Annotated in this window: 38 protein-coding genes; 5 read left to right on the top strand and 33 right to left on the bottom strand. The window is 56.5% G+C overall.

The window, feature by feature from the left end; genetic code table 11:
* Positions 1 to 154 precede the first annotated feature (154 nt).
* From ACYYKW_RS01300 to ACYYKW_RS01315, 4 genes are read left to right on the top strand one after another with little or no spacing between them, the layout of a single operon-like run.
* Entirely contained in the window at positions 155 to 805 is a 651-nt protein-coding gene (locus ACYYKW_RS01300) for a DUF2491 family protein (RefSeq protein ID WP_464989236.1), read from the top strand.
* Positions 806 to 820: 15 nt separating this feature from the next.
* A complete protein-coding gene (locus tag ACYYKW_RS01305; protein WP_093097853.1) occupies positions 821 to 1246 on the top strand; it encodes a DUF350 domain-containing protein in 426 nt (141 codons plus the stop codon).
* Between the two features lie 17 nt (positions 1247 to 1263).
* A complete protein-coding gene (locus ACYYKW_RS01310; protein ID WP_464989237.1) occupies positions 1264 to 1956 on the top strand; it encodes a DUF1190 domain-containing protein in 693 nt (230 codons plus the stop codon).
* 2 nt (positions 1957 to 1958) lie between these two features.
* Entirely contained in the window at positions 1959 to 3116 is a 1158-nt protein-coding gene (locus ACYYKW_RS01315; protein WP_464989238.1) for a glutathionylspermidine synthase family protein, read from the top strand.
* A 108-nt stretch (positions 3117 to 3224) separates the two neighbouring features.
* On the opposite strand, the gene ACYYKW_RS01320 is transcribed toward ACYYKW_RS01315, so the two are convergent.
* On the bottom strand, positions 3225 to 3746 hold the full coding sequence (locus tag ACYYKW_RS01320) for a single-stranded DNA-binding protein (RefSeq protein WP_042610650.1): 522 nt from the start codon (positions 3744 to 3746) through the stop codon (positions 3225 to 3227).
* Between the two features lie 15 nt (positions 3747 to 3761).
* Positions 3762 to 5153: an MFS transporter gene (locus ACYYKW_RS01325; protein WP_464989239.1), complete on the bottom strand. Its 1392-nt coding sequence runs from the start codon at positions 5151 to 5153 to the stop codon at positions 3762 to 3764.
* 191 nt (positions 5154 to 5344) lie between these two features.
* Here ACYYKW_RS01325 and uvrA point away from each other — a divergent pair, with 191 nt between their 5' ends.
* Complete coding sequence (gene uvrA / locus ACYYKW_RS01330; RefSeq protein ID WP_090286766.1) at positions 5345 to 8179, top strand: excinuclease ABC subunit UvrA; 2835 nt, start codon at positions 5345 to 5347, stop codon at positions 8177 to 8179.
* Between the two features lie 65 nt (positions 8180 to 8244).
* Here uvrA and bfr read toward each other — a convergent pair whose 3' ends face one another.
* The 31 genes from bfr to ACYYKW_RS01485 form a co-directional block, all read right to left on the bottom strand.
* Positions 8245 to 8712 (bottom strand): bacterioferritin, encoded by a 468-nt coding sequence (gene bfr, locus ACYYKW_RS01335; protein WP_016772947.1) that lies wholly within the window; start codon positions 8710 to 8712, stop codon positions 8245 to 8247.
* A 149-nt stretch (positions 8713 to 8861) separates the two neighbouring features.
* Entirely contained in the window at positions 8862 to 10316 is a 1455-nt protein-coding gene (locus ACYYKW_RS01340) for a catalase (protein WP_464989240.1), read from the bottom strand.
* A gap of 239 nt (positions 10317 to 10555) precedes the next feature.
* A complete protein-coding gene (rplQ, locus tag ACYYKW_RS01345; RefSeq protein ID WP_003176402.1) occupies positions 10556 to 10942 on the bottom strand; it encodes a 50S ribosomal protein L17 in 387 nt (128 codons plus the stop codon).
* A 42-nt stretch (positions 10943 to 10984) separates the two neighbouring features.
* Positions 10985 to 11986, bottom strand: coding sequence for a DNA-directed RNA polymerase subunit alpha (locus tag ACYYKW_RS01350; protein ID WP_003186012.1), 1002 nt, complete (start codon positions 11984 to 11986; stop codon positions 10985 to 10987).
* A 22-nt stretch (positions 11987 to 12008) separates the two neighbouring features.
* On the bottom strand, positions 12009 to 12629 hold the full coding sequence (rpsD, locus tag ACYYKW_RS01355; protein WP_003176404.1) for a 30S ribosomal protein S4: 621 nt from the start codon (positions 12627 to 12629) through the stop codon (positions 12009 to 12011).
* A gap of 18 nt (positions 12630 to 12647) precedes the next feature.
* Positions 12648 to 13037, bottom strand: coding sequence for a 30S ribosomal protein S11 (gene rpsK / locus ACYYKW_RS01360; RefSeq protein ID WP_002555466.1), 390 nt, complete (start codon positions 13035 to 13037; stop codon positions 12648 to 12650).
* A gap of 30 nt (positions 13038 to 13067) precedes the next feature.
* The gene (gene rpsM, locus ACYYKW_RS01365; protein WP_003186020.1) at positions 13068 to 13424 is read right to left on the bottom strand and encodes a 30S ribosomal protein S13; all 357 of its coding nucleotides are present in this window, start codon (positions 13422 to 13424) and stop codon (positions 13068 to 13070) included.
* 130 nt (positions 13425 to 13554) lie between these two features.
* Positions 13555 to 13671 (bottom strand): 50S ribosomal protein L36, encoded by a 117-nt coding sequence (rpmJ, locus tag ACYYKW_RS01370; RefSeq protein WP_002555468.1) that lies wholly within the window; start codon positions 13669 to 13671, stop codon positions 13555 to 13557.
* Positions 13672 to 13698: 27 nt separating this feature from the next.
* The gene (gene secY / locus ACYYKW_RS01375; RefSeq protein WP_090286770.1) at positions 13699 to 15027 is read right to left on the bottom strand and encodes a preprotein translocase subunit SecY; all 1329 of its coding nucleotides are present in this window, start codon (positions 15025 to 15027) and stop codon (positions 13699 to 13701) included.
* Positions 15028 to 15465: a 50S ribosomal protein L15 gene (gene rplO / locus ACYYKW_RS01380; RefSeq protein ID WP_003228720.1), complete on the bottom strand. Its 438-nt coding sequence runs from the start codon at positions 15463 to 15465 to the stop codon at positions 15028 to 15030. It abuts the gene before it with no gap.
* 3 nt (positions 15466 to 15468) lie between these two features.
* Positions 15469 to 15645, bottom strand: a complete 177-nt coding sequence (rpmD, locus tag ACYYKW_RS01385; protein ID WP_003176408.1) for a 50S ribosomal protein L30 — start codon at positions 15643 to 15645, stop codon at positions 15469 to 15471.
* A gap of 2 nt (positions 15646 to 15647) precedes the next feature.
* Positions 15648 to 16148, bottom strand: coding sequence for a 30S ribosomal protein S5 (rpsE, locus tag ACYYKW_RS01390; protein ID WP_007955637.1), 501 nt, complete (start codon positions 16146 to 16148; stop codon positions 15648 to 15650).
* 3 nt (positions 16149 to 16151) lie between these two features.
* Entirely contained in the window at positions 16152 to 16502 is a 351-nt protein-coding gene (gene rplR / locus ACYYKW_RS01395; protein WP_003186037.1) for a 50S ribosomal protein L18, read from the bottom strand.
* Between the two features lie 10 nt (positions 16503 to 16512).
* Positions 16513 to 17046: a 50S ribosomal protein L6 gene (gene rplF / locus ACYYKW_RS01400; RefSeq protein WP_007966176.1), complete on the bottom strand. Its 534-nt coding sequence runs from the start codon at positions 17044 to 17046 to the stop codon at positions 16513 to 16515.
* Between the two features lie 12 nt (positions 17047 to 17058).
* Positions 17059 to 17451 (bottom strand): 30S ribosomal protein S8, encoded by a 393-nt coding sequence (gene rpsH / locus ACYYKW_RS01405; RefSeq protein WP_016772944.1) that lies wholly within the window; start codon positions 17449 to 17451, stop codon positions 17059 to 17061.
* Positions 17452 to 17660: 209 nt separating this feature from the next.
* Positions 17661 to 17966 carry a 30S ribosomal protein S14 gene (gene rpsN, locus ACYYKW_RS01410; protein ID WP_003228726.1) on the bottom strand — a complete coding sequence of 102 codons (306 nt, stop codon included), beginning with the start codon at positions 17964 to 17966 and terminating at the stop codon, positions 17661 to 17663.
* Positions 17967 to 17979: 13 nt separating this feature from the next.
* Entirely contained in the window at positions 17980 to 18519 is a 540-nt protein-coding gene (gene rplE / locus ACYYKW_RS01415; RefSeq protein ID WP_003210069.1) for a 50S ribosomal protein L5, read from the bottom strand.
* A 20-nt stretch (positions 18520 to 18539) separates the two neighbouring features.
* On the bottom strand, positions 18540 to 18854 hold the full coding sequence (rplX, locus tag ACYYKW_RS01420; RefSeq protein ID WP_003186046.1) for a 50S ribosomal protein L24: 315 nt from the start codon (positions 18852 to 18854) through the stop codon (positions 18540 to 18542).
* Between the two features lie 11 nt (positions 18855 to 18865).
* Entirely contained in the window at positions 18866 to 19234 is a 369-nt protein-coding gene (gene rplN / locus ACYYKW_RS01425; protein WP_002555479.1) for a 50S ribosomal protein L14, read from the bottom strand.
* 23 nt (positions 19235 to 19257) lie between these two features.
* On the bottom strand, positions 19258 to 19524 hold the full coding sequence (gene rpsQ, locus ACYYKW_RS01430) for a 30S ribosomal protein S17 (protein WP_003194644.1): 267 nt from the start codon (positions 19522 to 19524) through the stop codon (positions 19258 to 19260).
* A gap of 2 nt (positions 19525 to 19526) precedes the next feature.
* Positions 19527 to 19718: a 50S ribosomal protein L29 gene (gene rpmC, locus ACYYKW_RS01435; RefSeq protein WP_002555481.1), complete on the bottom strand. Its 192-nt coding sequence runs from the start codon at positions 19716 to 19718 to the stop codon at positions 19527 to 19529.
* On the bottom strand, positions 19718 to 20131 hold the full coding sequence (gene rplP / locus ACYYKW_RS01440; protein WP_003228729.1) for a 50S ribosomal protein L16: 414 nt from the start codon (positions 20129 to 20131) through the stop codon (positions 19718 to 19720). The genes rpmC and rplP overlap by 1 nt, the downstream gene beginning before the upstream one ends.
* A gap of 12 nt (positions 20132 to 20143) precedes the next feature.
* Complete coding sequence (gene rpsC / locus ACYYKW_RS01445) at positions 20144 to 20830, bottom strand: 30S ribosomal protein S3 (protein WP_003176422.1); 687 nt, start codon at positions 20828 to 20830, stop codon at positions 20144 to 20146.
* 13 nt (positions 20831 to 20843) lie between these two features.
* Positions 20844 to 21176: a 50S ribosomal protein L22 gene (gene rplV, locus ACYYKW_RS01450; RefSeq protein WP_003103908.1), complete on the bottom strand. Its 333-nt coding sequence runs from the start codon at positions 21174 to 21176 to the stop codon at positions 20844 to 20846.
* A gap of 11 nt (positions 21177 to 21187) precedes the next feature.
* A complete protein-coding gene (rpsS, locus tag ACYYKW_RS01455) occupies positions 21188 to 21463 on the bottom strand; it encodes a 30S ribosomal protein S19 (RefSeq protein WP_011336172.1) in 276 nt (91 codons plus the stop codon).
* 16 nt (positions 21464 to 21479) lie between these two features.
* Positions 21480 to 22304 (bottom strand): 50S ribosomal protein L2, encoded by an 825-nt coding sequence (rplB, locus tag ACYYKW_RS01460; protein WP_003228734.1) that lies wholly within the window; start codon positions 22302 to 22304, stop codon positions 21480 to 21482.
* A 14-nt stretch (positions 22305 to 22318) separates the two neighbouring features.
* Positions 22319 to 22618 (bottom strand): 50S ribosomal protein L23, encoded by a 300-nt coding sequence (gene rplW / locus ACYYKW_RS01465; protein ID WP_002555488.1) that lies wholly within the window; start codon positions 22616 to 22618, stop codon positions 22319 to 22321.
* Positions 22615 to 23217, bottom strand: coding sequence for a 50S ribosomal protein L4 (gene rplD, locus ACYYKW_RS01470; RefSeq protein WP_003228735.1), 603 nt, complete (start codon positions 23215 to 23217; stop codon positions 22615 to 22617). The genes rplW and rplD overlap by 4 nt, the downstream gene beginning before the upstream one ends.
* Positions 23218 to 23229: 12 nt before the next feature.
* On the bottom strand, positions 23230 to 23865 hold the full coding sequence (gene rplC / locus ACYYKW_RS01475; RefSeq protein ID WP_003228738.1) for a 50S ribosomal protein L3: 636 nt from the start codon (positions 23863 to 23865) through the stop codon (positions 23230 to 23232).
* 80 nt (positions 23866 to 23945) lie between these two features.
* Entirely contained in the window at positions 23946 to 24257 is a 312-nt protein-coding gene (gene rpsJ / locus ACYYKW_RS01480) for a 30S ribosomal protein S10 (RefSeq protein WP_003186070.1), read from the bottom strand.
* A gap of 156 nt (positions 24258 to 24413) precedes the next feature.
* Positions 24414 to 24511 (bottom strand): EF-Tu C-terminal domain-related protein (locus ACYYKW_RS01485; RefSeq protein WP_463402504.1); only part of this gene is annotated, 98 nt, incomplete at its 5' end.

The following is a 24511-nucleotide window of genomic DNA, read 5'->3' on the forward strand; positions in this document are numbered from 1 at the left end:
CATCAATGTTGTCTGAACCGCCGCCATCGCGAGCAGGCTCACTCCTACATGATTTTCGGCGTGAAATTGCCTCTGCTCGTTCGCCGCTGCGCCCGGTACACTAGCGCCACTTTTTCGCCAACGAACACGTCCACCCGCTTCAAGGAACGTACCCATGGGATGGTTTAAAGATTTGCTGGGCACCAGCAACTGGCAGACGGCTGCGCCAACTGCAAACGTGGCCAGCGGCCCGCTCGGGATGGCGCAGGGCAAAGGCGTGCGTTTCGACACGACCCTGGCCTTGCTGCTCGAGGGCTCGACTTCGGTGCGGGTACCCTTTGATCAGGCAGTCTGGAGCGCGGGCTGGGTCGACCTCGGCCAGTCCAACAAACTGCACCGCTTTTACATGAACGACGAAGATTTCTGGGTGCAGATCCACGTCACCGGTGAAGACCAGATCGAATCCGTCACGCTGTTCAATTACCTCAGTTACGTGACCGTCAACAGTGACGCCGAACTGCAACGTCTGGCCGGCCCGAACAGCCAGATCGGTTTGCCGAACTACACCCACGAAGGCGTCGCCTACACCCGCGAATGGGGCACCGAACAGGGCCAGACCGAGCTGGTACCGATGACCGAACAGGTGGTCAACCCGGACGAAAGCTACACCATCAATCACCATTCGATGCTCTACGCGCGCGACACTGGCTTGACCGATCGCCGCGAATTGCTGCTGTTCTCCGTCGAGCAGGACGAAGAAGGCACCGTCAGCCTGAGCACTTCGCTGGGCATCTCGCTGTACACGACTGATTTGAGCGCCATTTAAAAAAGGAAGTTTTTCATGCTGGAAGTGTTGGCCGTTTCCCTGAACAAGACCGCGCTGGTCGGTTTCGTCGTCTATCTGATCGGCGCCGTGCTGCTGTTCATGCTGTTTCAATTCGTCTATACGCGCATCACCGCGCACAAGGAATTCGAGCTGATCCGCGCCGGCAATACCGCCGCCGCTATCGCACTGTCCGGCGCGATCATCGGTTTCGCGATTCCTGCCAGCAACGTGATCGCTTATTCGGTCAACGTGCTCGACTTCATACTCTGGGCGGTCATTGCCGCCGTCGTGCAATTGCTGGCGTTCGTCGCGACAGGGCTGGTGCTCAAAGGCACCTCTCAGCGCATCGCCAATGGCGAAGTGGCTGCCGGCATTTATGTGGCTGCGGTGGCGATCAGCGTCGGCATGCTCAATGCTGCCTGCATGACCCCGTCCAACTGATCGGCAGGAAGCCTTCGATGAAACGCAGCAAATACGTTCAGTTGTCCCTCGCCGCCTCGGTGGCCATGGCCATTTCCGGCCAGGTGAGCGCCGCCGATCAACCACGCAGTTTCCAGAGCGTCGAGCAATGCGTCGATGCCGAAGTGGCCGCCGAGGTCTGCTCCAACGCTTACGTCGCAGCATTGACCGAACACCGGCGCATCGCACCGGTGTACGACGAAAAGGCCAACTGCGATGCGGATTTCGCCGCTGACTGGTGTCAGAAAAATTCCGATGGCCGCTTCGTGCCGAAACTCGGCGGCTTCAAGGTCGCGCAAAATGTTGAAGCCCCACAGAACCTCGACGCTATCGCCAACGCACAAATGCCTGCCGGTGACACCACCGCGCAGAATGCGCAAACCACTTCGCAACAATCCAGTGGTGGTGGCGGCGGCAGTGGCTGGCTCACCGGTTGGCTGATCGGCAACGCCATGAGCAACAACGCCAATCGCACGGTTTATCGCGATCGCGACACCCGCCAGACTTACAACACCTCGACACAGTACCGCCGAGCCGAAACGACGGCGCGCAGCCAACCGGACTACGAAACCAGCAAGAGCAAACCGGTCAACGTGGCTTCTTCGACGTCCCGTGGCGGCTTCGGCAGCCAGTCCAGTGCCCGCAGCGGCTGGGGTGGTTGGGGCAGCAGTTCCGGGCGCTCGAGCAGCTGATCATGAAGAAGATTGCCTGCGCCGAGCGGCCCGACTGGAAGCGCACCGCCGAGAGCCTCGGCTTTATGTTCCATACCATCGACGACGAGCCGTACTGGGACGAAAGCGCGTATTACCAGTTCACTCTGGCGCAGATCGAAAACGATCTCGAGGACCCGACCACCGAACTGCACGAGATGTGCATGGATCTGGTCGACCGCGTCGTGCACAGCGAAGAACTGCTGGACCGCCTGAGCATTCCGCCGTCGTACTACGACATGATCCGCACCTCCTGGCTGGAAGGTCATCCGCATCTGTACGGGCGCATGGACTTTTCCTACAGCGGTAACGGCCCGGCGAAACTGCTTGAACTCAATTACGACACGCCGACCAGCCTCTACGAAGCCGCAGCCTTTCAGTGGGGCTGGCTGGAACAGTGCATCGAGCGCGGCACGCTGCCGCGCCATGCCGACCAGTTCAACAGCATCGACACCAAACTGCACCAGGCCTTCGCCGAACTGCAGCTCAAGCGTCCATTCTATTTCGCGTCAATGAAAGATTCGGTCGAAGACAAGGGCACCACCGATTACCTGCGCCTGATCGCGGAAAAGGTCGGCATCGAGTCGCGGCACATTGATATCGAAGACATCGGCCTGACGGCCGAGGGTCGCTTTGTCGACCTGGAGGATCGCTGGATCCCGCACCTGTTCAAACTGCATGCCTGGGAATTCATCTTCCACGAACCGTTCGGCGCAGCGATTGCCGAATGCGACACGCAGTTCTTCGAACCGGCGTGGAAAGCGATTCTGTCCAACAAAGGCGTGTTGCCCTTGTTGTGGGAGATGCACAAGGGCCACCCGAATCTGCTGGCAGCGCATCTCGATCCGAATCCGCAACGTGCAGTGCCGAAAGGCTGGGTGCGCAAGCCGTACTTCTCCCGCGAAGGCGCCAACATCGAGCTGCAAACCGCTGAAGGGATGATCCTCAAAGAGGACGGGCCTTACACGGATGCGCCATTTATCCTGCAGGAGTTTGCGCCGTTGCCGAAGTTTGGCGACAGCTACACGCTGATCGGCTCGTGGGTGATCGGTGATGAGGCGGCGGGGATTGGCGTGCGAGAGGACAACAGCCTGATCACCAAGGATTCGAGCCGTTTCCTGCCTCACCTGATCCTCGACTAAAAACACCAAATCCCATGTGGGAGCGAAGGCAATCTTGATTTGCGGCACAAAAAAGGCCCGTCGCGTAATGCGACGGGCCTTTTCATTTACAGCGGATACAGCGGCAAATCAGAACGGAATATCGTCATCGAAACTGTCGAAATCCGGAGCCGGTTGCGGTGCGGCCTGCTGTGGCGCTGGCGGCGCCGAACGCTGCTGCGGTGCCGACTGCTGCGGGCGTGGAGCCTGCTGACGTGGCGCCTGCTGCTGGTAGTTGTTGCCGCCGCCTTGCTGGTCGCCCTGTTGTGGACGGCCGCCGAGCAGTTGCATGGTGCCTTGCATGTCGACCACGATTTCAGTGGTGTAACGCTTGATACCGTCCTTTTCCCATTCACGGGTCTGCAGCTTGCCTTCGATGTACACCTGCGAACCCTTGCGCAGGTATTCGCCGGCGATTTCGGCAACCTTGCCGAACATCGAAACGCGGTGCCACTCGGTCTTCTCGACCTTCTGACCGGTTTGCTTGTCGGTCCATTGTTCGCTGGTGGCCAGACTCAGGTTGGTCACGGCGTTACCGTTAGGCAGGTAGCGAACTTCGGGATCCTGGCCGCAAGTGCCGACCAATATGACTTTGTTAACCCCACGGGCCATAACGTTCTCCTAGGCTTAGCACGCAGCCCCGGCCGGGTTGTTCACCAGGCGTTCGAGGGTGTCGCGATCCACTAATTCTTTGTCCAGTTTGATGTAAACAGCCGCCTCGTCAGCGACTATCACTGCATCCGTTACCCCTACGAGGGCCTTGAGACGCTCGACCAGACCCGCTTCGCGGATCGCTTCGGGCGACAACGGCAAGCGCAGGCTCGTCACGTAGGGAGGTTCGCGCATGGTAACAGCAAAGGCCAGCCAAAGTGCAGCCAGCCCGGCACATCCAAGGAACACAACCGACAGACCGCCATGCTGAAACAGCCAGCCGCCGAGTATCCCGCCGAGTGCCGATCCGAGGAACTGGCTGGTGGAGTACACGCCCATGGCCGTGCCCTTGCCGCCCGCCGGTGAAACCTTGCTGATCAGCGACGGCAACGAAGCCTCCAGCAGATTGAACGCGGTAAAGAACACCACCGTCCCGATCACCAGAGCGCGCAGGCTGTCGCCGAACTGCCAGAAGAATAGTTCAGTCAGCATCAGTGTCATGACGGCACCGAGCAAAACTCGTTTCATTTTGCGTCGCTTCTCGCCATAGATGATGAAAGGGATCATGGCGAAGAAGGAAATCACCAGCGCGGTGAGGTAGACCCACCAGTGCTGCTCCTTGGGCAGCCCGGCTTTTTCCACCAGCGCCAGCGGCAAGGCGACGAAGCTCGACATCAACATGGCATGTAACACAAAGATGCCCAGGTCGAGGCGCAGCAGGTCCGGATGCTTGAGCGTCGGCAGCAATGCCTGCCGCGCCACTCCGGATTCACGATGCTGCAGCGGCCCGGTGGAGCGCGGCACCATGAACATGATGATGAGGATACCGACCAGCGCCATGCCGCCAGTGGCAAGGAACAACCCCGACAGCCCGAAGGCACGGGTCAGCAACGGCCCGACCACCATGGCCACGGCGAACGACACGCCGATGGTCATGCCGATCATCGCCATGGCTTTGGTGCGGTGTTGTTCGCGGGTCAGGTCGGACAGCAGCGCCATCACCGCTGCGGAAATCGCCCCGGCACCTTGCAGGATCCGCCCGGCAATCACGCCCCAGATCGAATCAGCCTGCGAGGCCAGGACACTACCGAGGGCAAAGACGATCAGTCCCAGATAAATCACCGGACGGCGGCCGATGCGGTCGGAAATGATCCCGAACGGAATCTGGAAAATCGCCTGGGTCAGGCCGTAAGCGCCGATCGCCAGCCCGATCAGGGCCGGGGTCGCGCCCGCCAGATCCATGCCATAGGTCGCCAGTACCGGCAACACCATGAACATGCCCAGCATACGGAAGGCGAACACCAGGGCCAGACCGCTCGCCGCGCGGGTCTCGCTGCCACTCATGCGTTCGCTGTGGGGATCGTGCATGGAAAAACCTCGTGTGAACCGGCGGCGATTCTACCAGTCCCATCGGAAGACGGGGTATATCGCGACGCTATGACGCGTATAGATGAAACTCTCTTCATGAACGGTAAAACGCCCTTCGTTTGATAGTGTGCATCCATCCAGTATTTGGCCGTATACTCCTACGTTTTCGCCGCCCGCCAAGCGAGGCCACTTTGGACAAGATCCTGATACGTGGGGCCCGTACCCACAACCTGAAGAACATCGACCTGACCCTGCCACGGGACAAACTGATTGTCATCACCGGCCTGTCCGGATCCGGCAAGTCGTCCCTGGCGTTCGACACGCTGTATGCCGAAGGCCAGCGCCGCTATGTCGAATCGCTGTCGGCCTACGCCCGACAGTTCCTGTCAATGATGGAAAAACCCGACGTCGACACCATCGAAGGCCTGTCGCCGGCGATCTCCATCGAGCAGAAGTCGACCTCCCACAACCCGCGCTCGACGGTCGGCACCATCACCGAAATCTACGACTACCTGCGCCTGCTCTACGCCCGCGTCGGTACGCCGCGCTGCCCGGATCACGACATTCCGCTGGAGGCGCAGACCGTCAGCCAGATGGTCGATCTGGTGCTGGCCCAGCCGGAAGGCAGCAAACTGATGTTGCTGGCGCCGGTGATCCGTGAGCGCAAAGGTGAACATCTGTCGGTCTTCGAAGAACTGCGCGCGCAGGGCTTTGTCCGCGCTCGGGTCAATGGGCGCATCTGCGAACTCGACGAACTGCCGAAGCTGGATAAACAGAAGAAGCACTCGATCGACGTGATCGTCGACCGTTTCAAGGTCCGCGCCGATCTGCAACAGCGTCTGGCCGAGTCGTTCGAGACCGCGCTGAAGCTGGCCGACGGCATTGCCCTGGTGGCACCGATGGATGACGAGCCCGGCGAAGAAATGATCTTCTCCGCGCGCTTCGCCTGCCCGATCTGCGGCCATGCGATCAGTGAGCTGGAACCCAAGCTGTTTTCCTTCAACAACCCGGCCGGCGCCTGCCCGACCTGTGATGGCCTGGGGGTGAAGCAATTCTTCGATATCAAGCGCCTGGTCAACGGTGAGCTGACCTTGGCCGAAGGTGCGATCCGCGGTTGGGACCGGCGCAACGTCTATTACTTCCAGATGCTTGGCTCGCTGGCTTCGCACTACAAGTTCAGCCTCGACAAGCCTTTCAACGAACTGACCGCCGAGCAGCAGAAAAACATCCTGCACGGCAGTGGTTCGCAGAATGTCGACTTCAAATACCTCAACGACCGGGGCGATATCGTCAAGCGTTCGCACCCGTTCGAAGGCATCGTGCCGAATCTCGAGCGTCGCTACCGCGAGACCGAGTCGGCAAGCGTGCGCGAAGAGCTGGCCAAGTTCCTCAGCCATCAGGCTTGCCCGGATTGCCGCGGCACCCGCCTGCGTCGTGAAGCGCGGCACGTGTGGGTAGGCGAAAAAACCCTGCCGGCCGTGACCAACCTGCCGATCGGCGATGCCTGCGAGTACTTCGCCGACCTGAAGATGACCGGACGCCGCGGTGAAATCGCCGACAAGATCCTCAAGGAGATCCGCGAGCGTCTGCAGTTTCTGGTCAACGTCGGGCTCGACTACCTGTCGCTGGATCGCAGCGCCGACACCCTGTCCGGCGGCGAGGCGCAACGGATTCGCCTGGCCAGCCAGATCGGTGCGGGTCTCGTGGGCGTCTTGTACATCCTCGATGAACCGTCCATTGGTCTGCATCAACGCGATAACGACCGTCTTCTCGGCACCCTCAAGCACCTTCGCGACATCGGCAACACGGTGATTGTGGTCGAGCACGACGAAGACGCGATTCGTCTGGCTGACTATGTCGTGGATATCGGCCCGGGAGCCGGTGTACATGGCGGGCAGATCGTCGCCGAAGGTACGCCGGACGAAGTCATGGCGCATCCGGATTCCCTGACCGGTAAATACCTCTCGGGCCGAGTGAAGATTGAAGTGCCGGCCAAGCGCACGCCACGCAACAAGAAGCTCAACCTGTCGCTCAGAGGCGCGCGCGGCAACAACCTGCGCAACGTCGATCTGGACATTCCGATCGGCCTGCTGACATGCGTAACCGGCGTGTCCGGCTCGGGCAAGTCGACGCTGATCAACAACACGCTGTTCCCGCTGAGCGCCACCGCGCTCAACGGTGCGACCACGCTGGAAGCAGCCGCACATGACAGCATCAAGGGCCTTGAGCACCTGGACAAGGTCGTCGATATCGACCAGAGCCCCATCGGCCGTACACCGCGGTCCAACCCGGCAACGTATACCGGGCTGTTCACGCCGATTCGCGAACTGTTTGCCGGCGTGCCGGAGTCGCGTTCGCGCGGCTATGGACCGGGGCGGTTCTCGTTTAACGTCAAGGGCGGTCGTTGCGAAGCCTGCCAGGGCGATGGCCTGATCAAGGTTGAGATGCACTTCCTCCCGGACATCTATGTGCCGTGCGACGTGTGCAAGAGCAAGCGCTATAACCGCGAGACCCTTGAGATCAAATACAAGGGCAAGAGCATTCACGAAACCCTCGAGATGACGATCGAGGAAGCCCGGGAATTCTTCGACGCGGTACCAGCGCTGGCGCGCAAGCTGCAAACGCTGATGGATGTGGGCCTGTCGTACATCAAGCTCGGGCAGTCGGCGACCACGCTTTCAGGCGGTGAGGCGCAGCGGGTCAAGTTGTCTCGCGAGCTGTCCAAGCGTGATACCGGCAAAACCCTGTACATCCTCGATGAGCCGACCACCGGTCTGCACTTTGCCGATATCCAGCAATTGCTCGATGTACTGCATCGCCTGCGCGATCACGGCAACACGGTAGTGGTGATCGAGCACAACCTCGATGTGATCAAGACCGCCGACTGGTTGGTGGATCTTGGCCCGGAAGGTGGTTCCAAAGGCGGGCAGATCATTGCCACCGGTACGCCGGAGGAAGTGGCCGAGATGAAGCAATCCCACACCGGCCATTACCTCAAACCGCTGTTGATCCGCGACCGGGCCTAAACGCCAGGCATAAAAAAGCCCCTGTCACCGTTGAAGTGACAGGGGCATTTTTACTTCGGTGGCAATCAGGACGCGTGGGATTGCAGGTAGTTCTCGAGACCAATGAGCTTGATCAGACCCAACTGCTTTTCCAGCCAGTAGGTGTGATCTTCTTCGGTGTCATTGAGCTGAACCCGCAGGATCTCGCGGCTGACGTAATCCTTGTGTTGCTCGCACAGCTCGATGCCTTTGCACAGGGCAGCGCGAACCTTGTATTCGAGGCGCAAATCCGCTTCGAGCATGGTTGGCACCGTGGTGCCTACATCCAGATCATCCGGACGCATGCGCGGCGTGCCTTCGAGCATCAGAATCCGCCGCATCAACGCGTCGGCGTGGCCTGCTTCTTCTTCCATCTCGTGGTTGATTCGCTCGTAGAGCTTGGTAAACCCCCAGTCCTCATACATCCGCGAATGAACAAAATATTGATCGCGCGCGGCCAGTTCGCCGGTCAGCAACGTGTTGAGGTAATCGATTACATCTGGGTGGCCTTGCATCGCCCTACATCTCCCTGCTTGAAAGTCTGTAGTTTGAACCAACCTGACCGGAAGGTCACCCGCCGCGCGCAATAAAAGCGAAGAATATCCGAGAAAAGCGCCCTAAATAACGCAAAAACCGCCCAAATGAGGGCGGTTCTGCTTCTCGTTTAGACTTCGTTAAGCTGTACGTTGAGCAGCTTTGCGATTGCTTCTCCATACGCCGGATCGGCTTGGTAAAAATACATCAGAGCCCGGTCAATCACATCGGAAGAGACGCCACTCATGGAACCGGCAATGTTGGTGGTCAGCAACGTCTGCTGTTCAGGACTCATCAATCGAAAGAGCGCACCTGCATAGCTGAAGTAATCGTTGTCGACGCGATGGTCATATCGATCCGCGCTACCGCTGAGCATCAGCGCCGGCTCCCTGTAGCTCGGATCCTGTTTCGGAGCCCCGGAATAGCTGTTCGGCTCATAATTCGGAGCGCCTGTCCCATAACTGGGGGATGCCATGGCGCCGTCTCGCTGGTACGTATTCACCGGGCTGCGTGCCGCGTTTACTGGTAACTGCTGGTGATTGGTACCGACTCGATAACGCTGCGCATCGGCATAAGCAAATACACGTCCCTGAAGCATACGGTCGGGAGACAAACCAACCCCTGGAACAACATTGCTTGGTGCGAGCGCCGCCTGCTCAACTTCCGCGTGATAGTTTTGTGGATTCCGGTTCAGTTCCAGAATGCCGACCTTGATCAGCGGAAACTCCCGCTGTGACCATGTTTTGGTGACATCGAACGGATTGTCGTGATGTGCCGCGGCCTGTGCTTCAGTCATGACCTGCATGCATACATCCCATTGCGGGAAATCGCCTCGAGCAATTGCATTAAACAAGTCGCGCTGAGCGTAATCCGGATCAGTGCCCGCAAGCTCTGCAGCAACAGCAGGATCGAGGTTCTTGATCCCTTGCCGGGTTTTATAGTGCCATTTCACCCAATGACGCTCGCCCTGACTGTTGATCAGGCTGAACGTGTGACTGCCGAACCCGTGCATATGGCGGTAACCGTCTGGAATGCCCCTGTCAGAAAACAGGATGGTGATCTGGTGAAGGGCTTCCGGCGAATGAGACCAGAAATCCCAGACATTTTGGGCACTCTTCAAATTGCTGTGCGGGTCACGCTTTTGCGTGTGGATGAAATCGGGAAACTTCAATGGATCGCGGATAAAGAACACCGGGGTATTGTTACCAACAACGTCCCAATTTCCCTCGTTGGTGTAGAACCGCAACGCAAAACCACGCGGATCGCGCGCAGTATCTGCCGAGCCACGCTCACCGCCGACAGTGGAAAAACGCAGGAAGGTCGGCGTCTGCTTGCCAACTGCCGAGAACAGGTCAGCCTTGGTATAGCGGGTGATATCTGAAGTCACAGTAAAGGTGCCATAGGCACCTGAGCCCTTGGCGTGTACGCGGCGCTCGGGAATATTCTCTCGGTTGAAGTGCGCAAGCTTTTCAATCAGGTGGAAATCAGTGAGCAATATTGGACCCAATGGGCCAGCAGTCAGGGAATTCTGGTTGTCGGCAACGGGCACGCCACTGGCTGTGGTCAAGGTATTGTTCTGAGTCATGTGATCTTCTTCCTCTATCAATTTTGATATGCCAGGTAACAGCTTGAGGGGAAGTATTCATCTTCTTCTTGAAAGCTACTAATGCATTAATCTGTAGGCATCAATAGGAAATAACTAACGATCATTTCCCCCTGTCGATAATGCAGACTCAAGCAGCATAGTAGCTTGTATGCATGATGCTTTTTTCGAGACACAAAAAACCGGGCACTAGGCCCGGTTTTTTGTATCAGACTGACGTCTTACTCGGCGGATACAGCTTCGCCAGCAGTAGCACGATCAACCAACTCGACGTACGCCATAGGCGCGTTGTCGCCAGCGCGGAAACCGCACTTGAGGATGCGCAGGTAGCCACCCTCACGGGTAGCGTAACGCTTGCCCAGGTCGTTGAAGAGCTTACCAACGATAGCTTTCGAACGAGTACGGTCGAAAGCCAGACGGCGGTTAGCCAGGCTGTCTGTCTTGGCCAGAGTGATCAGCGGCTCGGCAACCCGGCGCAGTTCTTTGGCTTTTGGCAGAGTAGTTTTGATCAGCTCGTGCTCGAACAGCGACACCGCCATGTTTTGGAACATGGCCTTGCGGTGCGAGCTGGTGCGGCTCAGGTGACGACCACTTTTACGATGACGCATGGTTCATTCCTTACCAAACACTACGTTCGGTGATTACGACGATCAGGCAGTCGCCTTGTCGTCCTTCTTAAGACTTGCAGGCGGCCAGTTGTCGAGGCGCATGCCGAGGGACAGACCGCGGGAGGCCAGAACGTCCTTGATTTCAGTCAAGGATTTCTTGCCCAGGTTCGGAGTCTTCAACAGCTCTACTTCGGTACGCTGAATCAGGTCGCCGATGTAGTAGATGTTTTCCGCCTTAAGGCAGTTAGCCGAACGTACAGTCAGTTCCAGATCGTCAACCGGGCGAAGCAGGATCGGATCGATCTCGTCTTCCTGCTCGACAACCACTGGCTCACTGTCACCTTTGAGGTCGACGAACGCAGCCAACTGCTGTTGCAGGATGGTTGCAGCGCGACGGATAGCCTCTTCAGGGTCCAGAGTACCGTTGGTTTCCAGATCAATAACCAGCTTGTCCAGGTTGGTGCGCTGTTCGACACGGGCGTTTTCCACCACGTAAGCGATACGGCGAACCGGGCTGAACGAAGAATCGAGCTGCAAGCGACCGATGCTGCGGCTTTCGTCTTCATCGCTCTGACGCGAGTCGGCTGGTTCATAACCACGACCACGAGCTACGGTGAGCTTCATGTTCAGGGCGCCGTTAGACGCCAGGTTAGCGATTACGTGATCGGGATTAACGATCTCGACATCATGATCCAGCTGAATATCGGCAGCGGTAACCACCCCCGAACCCTTCTTCGACAAGGTCAGCGTAACTTCGTCACGACCGTGCAGCTTGATGGCCAGACCTTTAAGGTTTAACAGGATTTCAATTACGTCTTCCTGTACACCTTCGATGGCGCTGTACTCGTGGAGCACACCGTCAATCTCGGCCTCGACTACTGCGCAGCCGGGCATTGAGGACAACAGGATGCGGCGCAGCGCGTTGCCCAGGGTGTGGCCAAAACCACGCTCGAGAGGCTCGAGAGTGATCTTGGCGCGGGTTGGACTGACAACCTGCACATCAATGTGGCGGGGTGTCAGGAACTCATTTACCGAAATCTGCATGGATGCACCTATTTTCTAGCCCTTACTTGGAGTAGAGCTCGACAATCAGGCTTTCGTTGATGTCGGCGGACAGATCACTGCGAGCAGGAACGTTCTTGAAAACGCCCGACTTCTTCTCAGTGTCTACTTCTACCCATTCTACGCGGCCACGTTGGGCACACAGATCGAGAGCTTGGACAATGCGAAGCTGGTTTTTTGCTTTCTCGCGAACTGCAACCACGTCACCAGCACGAACCTGATACGACGGAACGTTTACGGTCTGACCGTTAACGCTGATCGACTTGTGCGATACCAGCTGACGGGATTCGGCACGAGTCGAACCAAAGCCCATACGGTATACAACGTTGTCCAGACGGCATTCGAGCAGTTGCAGCAGGTTTTCACCGGTTGCACCTTTCTTGCCAGCAGCTTCTTTGTAGTAGCCGCTGAACTGACGCTCGAGAACGCCGTAGATACGACGGACCTTCTGCTTTTCACGCAGTTGGGTGCCGTAATCGGACTGGCGACCGCGGCGCTGGCCGTGGATACCAGGTGCTGCTTCAATGTTGCACTTCGATTCGATCGCGCGCACGCCGCTCTTCAGGAAGAGATCGGTGCCTTCGCGACGAGCGAGTTTGCATTTTGGACCAATGTAACGAGCCATTCTTTACAATCTCCTGGATTACACGCGGCGCTTCTTCGGCGGACGGCACCCGTTGTGCGGGATTGGCGTCACGTCGGTGATGCTGGCGATCTTGTAGCCACAGCCGTTCAAAGCGCGGACTGCGGATTCACGACCTGGACCTGGACCCTTGACGTTGACGTCGAGGTTTTTCAGGCCGTATTCCAGCGCAGCTTGACCAGCACGTTCAGCAGCTACCTGAGCAGCGAACGGGGTGGACTTGCGGGAACCGCGGAAACCCGAACCACCGGAGGTAGCCCAGGAAAGAGCGTTACCTTGACGGTCGGTAATGGTCACGATGGTGTTGTTAAAAGATGCATGGATGTGGGCGATGCCATCAACCACTGTCTTTTTAACTTTTTTACGAGGACGAGCAGCAGGTTTTGCCATGATTAAATTCCTGTCGATTCGCTGGGGCGATTACTTGCGGATCGGCTTACGCGGACCTTTACGGGTACGCGCGTTGGTCTTGGTACGCTGACCGCGTACTGGCAGACCACGACGATGACGCAGACCGCGATAGCAACCGAGGTCCATCAAGCGCTTGATTTTCATGTTGATTTCGCGACGCAGGTCACCTTCAGTGGTGAACTTCGCCACTTCGCCACGCAGCTGTTCAATTTGCTCGTCGCTCAGATCTTTGATCTTTGCTGCTGGGTTTACCCCAGTCACTGCACAGATCTTCTGCGCAGTAGTGCGACCAACACCATAGATGTAGGTCAGCGAGATAACAGTATGCTTGTTATCTGGAATGTTAACGCCTGCAATACGGGCCATTCAGTGGGACTCCAATTGACAGCTACCTACGCCCCGGAAGCCAAGAAATAGGGCGCGAGATAATATCGCTGTAATAACAAATAATCAACCCGGTAGCGCACTAGCTACCGGGCTTGAAGCACAATCACACTCAGCCTTGGCGCTGTTTGTGACGCGGTTCCGCGCTGCAAATTACTCGAACAACACCTTCGCGGCGAATAATCTTGCAGTTACGGCACAGCTTTTTCACCGATGCACGAACTTTCATCACCAACTCCTCGAACCTTATGGGTACTCAGCGCAACATGCCGCTGCCGTAACCCTTCAGGTTGGCTTTCTTCATCAGGGATTCGTACTGGTGCGAAACGAGGTGCGATTGTACTTGGGACATGAAGTCCATCACAACCACGACCACGATCAGCAACGAGGTCCCGCCAAGGTAGAACGGTACGTTTGCCGCAACCACCAGGAACTGGGGCAACAGACACACGGCCGTCATGTAAAGAGCACCGAACAGGGTCAAGCGGGTCAGAACGCCATCAATGTAGCGCGCAGACTGCTCACCTGGACGGATGCCCGGAATAAAGGCACCGGACTTCTTCAGGTTTTCCGCTACGTCTTTCGGATTGAACATCAACGCCGTATAGAAGAAGCAGAAGAAAATAATCCCTGCACTAAACAGCAGAATATTCAACGGCTGACCAGGAGCGATCGACTGCGAGATGTCCTGCAACCAGCCCATACCTTCAGACTGACCAAACCAGGCACCCAGCGAAGCCGGGAACAGCAAAATGCTGCTCGCGAAGATAGCCGGGATAACACCGGCCATGTTCACCTTCAGCGGCAAGTGGCTGGTCTGCGCAGCGAAGACCTTGCGGCCCTGCTGACGCTTGGCGTAGTGAACAGCAATACGACGCTGACCACGCTCAATGAACACCACGAAACCGATAATCGCTACTGCCAACAAACCGATGGCAACCAGGGCGAAGATATTGATATCACCCTGACGCGCAGACTCGAAAGACTGCCCGATTGCTCTCGGAAGACCGGCGACGATACCCGAAAAAATCAACATCGAGATACCGTTGCCAACACCACGCTCAGTAATCTGCTCACCCAGCCACATCATGAACATCGCACCAGCCACAAATGTGGTTACCGCGACGAAATGGAAGCCTAAGTCACCAGTGAACGCCACGCCCTGCCCCGCCAGACCAATGGACATGCCAATGGCCTGAACGAGAGCGAGAGCGACGGTGAGGTAGCGGGTGTACTGGCTGATCTTGCGACGGCCAGCTTCACCTTCCTTCTTCAACTGCTCCAGCTGTGGGCTGACGGCGGTCATCAACTGCATGATGATCGATGCCGAAATGTACGGCATGATCCCCAGTGCAAAGATGCTCATCCGTTCCAGCGCACCGCCGGAGAACATGTTGAACAAGCTAAGAATGGTCCCCTCATTCTGTCGAAACAGGTCTGCGAGTCGGTCCGGGTTGATACCTGGAACCGGGATGTGTGCGCCTATTCGGTAGACGATAATCGCCAGGAACAGAAAACGCAGACGAGCCCAGAGTTCAGACATACCGCCTTTGCCGAGCGCAGAGAGAGCACCTTGCTTAGCCATTTATTCCTCGAACTTGCCGCCAGCTGCTTCGATAGCCGCACGCGCACCTTTGGTGGCGCCGATTCCCTTGCCGATAGTGACAGCGCGAGTCACTTCACCGGACAGCATGATTTTCACACGCTGTACGTTGACGTTGATCACGTTGGCATCTTTCAGGGACTGCACAGTAACGATGTCGCCTTCCACTTTGGCCAGCTCGGACAGACGCACTTCTGCGCGATCCATGGCTTTCAGGGAAACGAAACCGAACTTAGGCAGACGACGATGCAGCGGCTGTTGACCGCCTTCAAAGCCTGGAGCAATGGTGCCACCGGAGCGGGAGGTCTGACCTTTGTGACCACGGCCACCAGTCTTGCCCAAACCACTACCGATACCACGGCCCGGACGATGCTTTTCGCGACGGGAACCCGGCGCTGGACTCAGATCATTGAGTTTCATCGATTAACCCTCGACACGCAGCATGTAGTAAGCCTTGTTGATCATCCCGCGATTCTCGGGAGTATCCTGGACTTCTACAGTGTGACCGATGCGACGCAGACCCAGACCCTTAACGCACAGTTTGTGGTTAGGGATGCGGCCGGTCATGCTTTTGATCAGCGTTACTTTAACGGTAGCCATGATTACTTGATCTCCTCAACACGCAGGCCACGCTTGGCAGCGATGGACTCAGGAGATTGCATAGCCTTCAGACCCTTGAAAGTGGCGTGAACCACGTTTACCGGGTTGGTCGAGCCGTAGCACTTGGCCAGAACGTTCTGAACGCCAGCAACTTCGAGGACAGCACGCATAGCGCCGCCAGCGATGATACCGGTACCTTCAGAAGCAGGCTGCATGTACACCTTCGAAGCGCCGTGAGCGGACTTCATTGCGTACTGCAGAGTAGTGCCGTTCAGGTCAACTTGAATCATGTTGCGGCGAGCAGCTTCCATTGCCTTCTGGATCGCAGCAGGCACTTCACGCGACTTGCCACGGCCGAAGCCAACACGCCCTTTACCATCACCAACCACGGTCAACGCGGTGAAAGTGAAGATACGGCCGCCTTTAACGGTTTTGGCTACGCGGTTAACTTGAACCAGCTTCTCAATGTAGCCTTCGTCGCGCTTTTGGTCGTTATTTGACATAACTTAGAACTCCAGCCCAGCTTCACGAGCAGCATCAGCCAGCGCTTTAACGCGGCCGTGGTACTTGAAGCCAGAGCGGTCGAAAGCCACTTGCGATACGCCAGCGGCCTTAGCACGCGTAGCGACCAGCTGGCCAACCTTTGTGGCCGCGTCGATGTTGCCAGTGGCACCATCACGCAGTTCTTTATCCAAAGTCGAGGCACTTGCCAGGACTTTGTTGCCGTCGGCCGAGATGACCTGGGCGTAGATGTGCTGCGACGAGCGGAACACGCAGAGACGCACGACTTCGAGTTCGTGCATTTTCAGGCGTGCTTTGCGAGCGCGACGCAGTCGAGTAACTTTTTTGTCGGTCATTTGCTATGCCCTACTTCTTCTTGGCTTCTTTACGACGGACGACTTCGTCCGCGTAGCGCACACCTTTGCCTTTGTACGGCTCTGGTGGACGGAAGTCGCGGATCTCAGCGGCCACTTGACCTACCAGCTGCTTGTCGATGCCCTTGATCAGGATATCGGTCTGGCTAGGAGTCTCAGCGGTGATGCCTTGCGGCAGTTCGTAATCCACTGGGTGCGAGAAGCCAAGAGCCAGGTTCAGAACCTGACCTTTTGCTTGCGCCTTGTAACCAACACCGACCAGCTGGAGCTTGCGCTCGAAGCCTTGGCTTACGCCCTGGACCATGTTGTTTACCAACGCACGCGTGGTACCGGCCATTGCGCGAGTTTGTTGATCGCCATTGCGAGCAGCGAAACGCAGCTCACCAGCTTCTTCAACGATCTCAACGGACGAATGGATGTTCAGTTCAAGAGTACCCTTGGCACCCTTCACCGAAAGCTGTTGGCCTGCGAATTTGACTTCGACACCGGCTGGCAGCTTAACGGGGTTCTTAGCGACGCGAGACATGCTTATCCCCCCTTAGAACACAGTGCAAAGAACTTCGCCGCCGACACCGGCAGCGCGCGCAGCACGATCCGTCATCACACCTTTGTTGGTGGAGACGATAGACACGCCAAGACCGCCACGAACTTTCGGCAGATCTTCAACGGACTTGTACTGACGCAGGCCTGGACGACTAACGCGCTTCACTTCTTCGATAACCGGACGGCCTTCGAAGTACTTCAGCGAGATGGACAACGACGGCTTGGCGTCGGTGGTGATCTGAAAATCCGCGATGTAACCTTCGTCCTTCAGGACTTTTGCTACAGCAGCCTTCAACGTGGAAGACGGCATGCTTACGACAGACTTTTCAGCCATCTGGGCATTACGGATTCGAGTTAGCATGTCCGCTAACGGGTCCTGCATACTCATGGGCTAGACGCTCCTAATACAGAAAAATTAGCCTTGCGGCTACTACTTGTCGCCGAGAACTTCCGGGCATGAAAAAACACGGGCTCAGGCGAGCCGGTCATTCTAGACACACCCCAGAAATGAATCAAGCCCCAAAAGGGGCTTGATTCATATTCAAGGCACCGACGGTCAGGTTTTTGCAAACCGGACCATCGAGGCTTTGACGACTATTACCAGCTGGCTTTAACCAGACCTGGAACGTCACCACGCATTGCAGCTTCACGCAGCTTGTTACGGCCGAGGCCGAACTTGCGGTAAACGCCGTGCGGACGACCAGTCAGGCGGCAACGGTTACGCATGCGCGAAGCACTTGCGTCACGTGGTTGCTTCTGCAGAGCTACGGTAGCTTCCCAACGCGCTTCTGGACTTGCGTTCAGATCGACGATGATAGCTTTCAGCGCTGCACGCTTGGTGGCGTACTTGGCAACGGTGAGCTGACGCTTCAGCTCACGGTTTTTCATGCTCTTCTTGGCCATTTTCCTACTCCAATCAGTTGCGGAACGGGAATTTGAAAGCACGCAACAGAGCGCGGCCTTCATCATCGTTCTTGGCAGTGGTGGTCAGGGTAATGTCCAGACCGCGGAGAGCATCGATCTTGTCGTAGTCGATTTCCGGGAAAATGATCTGCTCTTTCACGCCCATGCTGTAGTTGCCACGACCATCGAAGGACTTGGCATTCAGGCCGCGGAAGTCGCGAACCCGAGGCAGGGAGATCGACAGCAGACGATCCAGGAACTCGTACATACGCTCACGGCGCAGGGTCACTTTGACGCCGATCGGCCATCCTTCGCGGACTTTGAAGCCAGCGATGGATTTACGAGCGTAGGTCACAACGACTTTCTGGCCGGTGATCTTTTCCAGGTCAGCAACAGCGTGCTCGATGACTTTTTTGTCGCCGATCGCTTCGCCCAGACCCATGTTCAGGGTGATTTTGGTAACGCGCGGAACTTCCATCACGTTCGAAAGCTTAAGTTCTTCCTTAAGTTTCGGAGCGATTTCCTTCCGGTAAATCTCTTTTAGTCGTGCCATGGTCTTCTACCTAGCAGTGTTCAAGCATCAACCGCTTTTTGGGTCGACTTGAAGACACGAATTTTCTTACCGTCTTCTACTTTGAAACCAACGCGGTCAGCCTTGTTGGTTTCGCCGTTGAAGATGGCGACGTTGGAAGCGTGCAGTGGCGCTTCTTTCTCGACGATACCGCCCTGTACGCCCGACATCGGGTTAGGCTTGGTATGACGCTTGACCAGGTTCAGACCACCAACAACCAGACGGTTGTCAGCAAGAACCTTCAGCACCTTACCGCGCTTACCTTTGTCTTTGCCGGCGATCACGATGATCTCGTCGTCACGACGAATCTTTTGCATGTCGGATCTCCTTACAGCACTTCTGGGGCGAGCGAGACGATCTTCATGAACTTCTCAGTACGAAGTTCACGGGTCACTGGCCCAAAGATACGGGTGCCGATCGGCTCTTGCTTGTTGTTCAGAAGAACAGCAGCGTTGCCATCAAAGCGGATAATGGAGCCATCAGCACGACGTACGCCGTGACGAGTGCGGACTACAACAGCAGTCATCACTTGGCCTTTTTTCACTTTACCGCGAGGAATTGCTTCCTTCACGGTAACTTTGATGATGTCACCGATACCAGCGTAACGACGATGGGAGCCACCCAGCACCTTGATGCACATAACACGGCGAGCGCCGCTGTTATCGGCCACATCGAGCATGGATTGAGTCTGAATCATATAATTTCTCCGACCCCTAGCCCTTAGACTTCCACAGCGCGTTCGAGAACATCAACCAGCGCCCAAGACTTGGTCTTGGCCATCGGACGAGTTTCACGAATAGTGACTTTGTCGCCGATGTGGCACTGATTGGTTTCGTCGTGCGCGTGCAGCTTAGTCGAACGCTTAACGTATTTACCGTAGATCGGGTGCTTAACGCGACGCTCGATCAGAACGGTGATGGTTTTGTCCATCTTGTCGCTGACAACACGGCCAGTCAGCGTACGGACAGTTTTTTCGGCTTCAGCCATGATCACTTACCTGCCTGCTGGTTGAGCACAGTCTTCACGCGAGCGATGTCACGCTTAACTTGCGAGAGCAGATGAGACTGCCCCAACTGGCCAGTTGCTTTCTGCATGCGCAGATTGAACTGGTCGCGCAGCAGGCCGAGCAGTTGCTCGTTCAGCTGCTGTGCGGATTTTTCACGAAGTTCATTCGCTTTCATCACATCACCGTCCGTTTAACAAAGGAGGTGGCGAGCGGCAGCTTTGCAGCAGCCAGGGCGAAAGCCTCACGCGCCAGCTCTTCAGAAACACCCTCGATTTCATACAGGACTTTGCCTGGCTGAATCTGGGCAACCCAGTACTCCACGTTACCCTTACCTTTACCCATACGAACCTCGAGAGGTTTTTTGGAGATCGGCTTGTCCGGGAATACACGGATCCAGATCTTGCCGCCACGTTTTACGTGACGGGTCAGAGCACGACGCGCTGACTCGATCTGACGAGCGGTGAGACGACCACGAGCAACAGACTTCAGCGCGAACTCGCCGAAGCTGACTTTGCTACCGCGCAGTGCCAGACCACGGTTGTGGCCGGTCATCTGCTTGCGGAACTTCGTACGCTTTGGTTGCAACATTTGGCGTACCCCTTACTTAGCAGCTTTTTTACGAGGCGCTGGTGCTTGTGGTTTCAGTTCTTCTTGGCGACCACCAATAACTTCGCCTTTGAAGATCCAAACCTTTACACCGATCACACCGTAAGTGGTGTGAGCTTCGTAGTTGGCATAGTCGATGTCGGCACGCAGTGTGTGCAATGGCACACGACCTTCGCGATACCATTCAGTACGTGCGATTTCAGCACCGCCGAGACGACCGCTCACTTGGATTTTGATGCCTTTGGCACCAATGCGCATGGCGTTCTGTACTGCGCGCTTCATAGCGCGACGGAACATTACGCGACGCTCCAGCTGCTGAGCTACGCTCTGCGCAACCAGCATACCGTCGAGCTCCGGCTTGCGGATCTCTTCGATATTGATGTGCACAGGCACACCCATTTGCTTGGTCAGGTCCTGACGCAGTTTCTCAACATCTTCACCTTTCTTCCCGATAACGATACCTGGACGAGCGGTGTGGATGGTGATGCGTGCAGTTTGGGCCGGACGATGGATATCGATACGGCTTACGGACGCGCTTTTTAGTTTGTCTTGGAGATACTCACGCACTTTCAGATCTGCGAACAAGTAGTCCGCATAAGTCCGACCGTCTGCGTACCAGACGGAGGTGTGCTCCTTGACGATTCCCAGGCGAATGCCAATGGGATGTACTTTCTGACCCATCTCTTCGACTCCGTTACTTGTCAGCAACCTTGACAGTGATATGGCAAGACCGCTTGACGATGCGATCAGCACGGCCTTTGGCACGTGGCATGATGCGCTTCAGCGAACGCCCTTCGTTGACGAAAACGGTGCTGACTTTCAGGTCATCAACGTCTGCGCCTTCGTTATGCTCGGCGTTGGCTACGGCCGACTCCAGCACTTTTTTCATGATCTCGGCGGCTTTCTTACTGCTGAAAGCCAACAGGTTGAGCGCTTCGCCCACCTTCTTCCCGCGGATCTGGTCGGCGACCAAGCGGGCTTTCTGGGCGGAGATTCGAGCGCCCGACAACTTAGCGGCTACTTCCATTTCCTTACCCCTTAACGCTTGGCTTTCTTGTCAGCCACGTGCCCGCGATAGTTGCGGGTACCGGCGAACTCGCCCAGTTTGTGGCCGACCATGTCTTCGTTAACGAGAACCGGGACGTGCTGACGACCGTTGTGTACTGCGATGGTCAGACCGACCATTTGTGGCAGGATCATGGAACGACGCGACCAGGTTTTAATTGGTTTGCGATCGTTCTTTTCCGCCGCCACTTCGATCTTCTTCAGTAGGTGAAGATCAATAAAAGGACCTTTTTTCAGAGAACGTGGCACTGTCGTATCCCTCTATTTACTTGCGACGACGGACGATCATTTTGTCGGTACGCTTATTACCACGAGTCTTCGCGCCCTTAGTCGGGAAGCCCCATGGCGATACCGGATGACGACCACCAGAGGTACGACCTTCACCACCACCATGTGGGTGGTCAACCGGGTTCATGGCAACACCACGAACGGTTGGGCGAACGCCACGCCAGCGTTTGGCACCGGCTTTACCCAGCGAACGCAGGCTGTGCTCGGAGTTCGAGACTTCGCCCAGGGTCGCACGGCATTCAGCCAGGACTTTACGCATCTCACCGGAACGCAGACGCAGGGTAACGTACACACCTTCACGAGCGATCAGCTGAGCCGAAGCACCAGCGGAACGAGCGATCTGTGCGCCTTTACCTGGCTTCAATTCGATGCCGTGTACGGTAGAACCGACTGGAATGTTGCGCAGTTGCAGAGCGTTGCCTGGCTTGATTGGAGCCAGAGCGCCTGCGATCAGCTGGTCGCCAGCACTCACGCCTTTAGGGGCGATGATGTAGCGGCGCTCGCCGTCTGCGTAGCACAGCAGTGCGATGTGAGCAGTACGGTTTGGATCGTATTCAATACGCTCGACAGTGGCGACGATGCCATCTTTGTCGTTGCGACGGAAATCGACCATACGGTAATGCTGCTTATGACCACCACCGATGTGACGAGTGGTAATACGGCCATTGTTGTTACGACCACCAGTCTTCGATTTTTTCTCGAGCAGCGGTGCGTGAGGAGCGCCTTTATGCAGCTCCTGGTTGACCACCTTGACCACAAAACGGCGGCCAGGGGAAGTCGGTTTGCATTTAACGATTGCCATGATGCACCCCTTCCTTACTCAGCACTGCTGCTGAAATCGAGATCTTGGCCTGGCTGAAGGGAGATAACTGCCTTCTTCCAGTCATTACGCTTGCCCAGACCGCGAGCAGTGCGCTTGCTCTTACCCAGAACATTCAGGGTAGTGACGCGCTCTACTTTCACGCTGAACAGGCTTTCGACGGCCTTCTTGATTTCCAGCTTGGTTGCGTCAGTAGCAACCTTGAAAACGAACTGGCCTTTCTTGTCTGCCAGAACCGTAGCCTTCTCGGAAACGTGCGGGCCAAGCAGAACTTTAAATACGCGTTCCTGGTTCATCCCAGCAGCTCCTCGAATTTCTTCACGGCCGACACGGTGATCAACACCTTGTCGTATGCGATCAGACTAACTGGATCGGAACCTTGCACGTCACGTACATCTACGTGCGGCAGGTTGCGAGCAGCCAGGTACAGGTTCTGATCAACAGCGTCCGACACGATGAGAACATCGGTCAGGCTCATGTTGTTCAGCTTGCCCAGCAGATCTTTGGTTTTCGGAGTTTCAACAGCGAAATCCTGAACCACGACCAGACGATCAGTACGCACCAGCTCAGCAAGGATGGAACGCATTGCTGCGCGATACATCTTCTTGTTCAGCTTCTGGGAGTGATCCTGTGGACGAGCTGCGAAAGTGGTACCGCCGCCACGCCAGATTGGGCTACGGATAGTACCGGCACGAGCACGGCCAGTACCTTTCTGACGCCATGGGCGCTTGCCGCCACCACGAACGTCGGAACGGGTCTTCTGCTGCTTGCTACCTTGACGGCCGCCGGCCATGTAGGCCACGACTGCTTGGTGAACCAGCGTCTCGTTGAATTCGCCGCCAAATGTCAGTTCGGAAACTTCGATCGCTTGAGCGTCATTTACATTTAATTGCATGTCAGCTTCCCCTTAACCGCGAGCCTTGGCTGCTGGACGTACAACCAGGTTGCCGCCAGTAGCGCCAGGAACAGCGCCCTTGACCAACAACAGATTGCGTTCAGCGTCCACGCGCACTACTTCCAGGGACTGCACGGTCACGCGCTCAGCGCCCATATGACCGGACATTTTTTTGCCCTTGAATACACGACCAGGAGTCTGGCACTGGCCGATAGAGCCTGGGACGCGGTGGGATACGGAGTTACCGTGGGTGTTATCTTGCCCGCGGAAATTCCAACGCTTGATCGTACCCTGGAAGCCTTTACCCTTGGACTGACCGGTTACATCAACCAGTTGACCAGCGGCGAAGATTTCAGCGTTGATCAGATCGCCTGCCTGGTACTCGCCTTCTTCAAGACGGAATTCCATGGTGGTGCGACCAGCGGCAACGTTCGCTTTAGCGAAGTGGCCAGCCTGAGCTGCTGTTACACGCGAAGCACGACGCTCGCCGACAGTGACTTGCACTGCACGATAGCCATCGGTCTCTTCAGTTTTGAACTGGGTGACGCGATTCGGCTCGATCTCAATGACCGTGACCGGAATGGAGACACCTTCTTCGGTGAAAATACGGGTCATACCGCATTTACGACCGACTACACCAATAGTCATGTTGTAAACCTCATGAGTGTACGGGGCTTTCACCCGCTATGGCCGCCCATTTCAGAGCGTTACACGACTAAGACCGAGTCTTAGCCGAGGCTGATCTGCACTTCCACACCGGCAGCAAGATCAAGCTTCATAAGAGCATCAACGGTTTTATCCGTTGGCTGGACGATGTCCAGAACGCGCTTATGAGTGCGGATCTCGTACTGGTCACGCGCGTCTTTGTTGACGTGCGGGGAAACCAGAACGGTGAACCGCTCTTTACGGGTAGGCAGTGGAATTGGACCACGCACTTGAGCACCAGTACGTTTCGCGGTTTCCACGATTTCCTGGGTTGATTGGTCGATCAGGCGATGGTCAAAAGCCTTCAACCTGATACGGATTTGCTGATTTTGCATTGGATTTCAGACTCCGGCTGCTATTCCCACCGGGCGCAATACGCCCGTTAAAAGGAGGCGCAATTCTATAGACGCCCCCGATAGGTGTCAACCCAATAAAAAAGCCCCCGCTGAGCGGGGGCTTTTTCAATCCATCAAGCTGACTTTAAAAAAGTCTTACTCGATGATTTTGGCTACGACGCCGGCGCCGACGGTACGACCGCCTTCACGGATAGCGAAACGCAGACCGTCTTCCATCGCGATGGTTTTGATCA

This window comes from Pseudomonas sp. 15C (assembly GCF_055484735.1).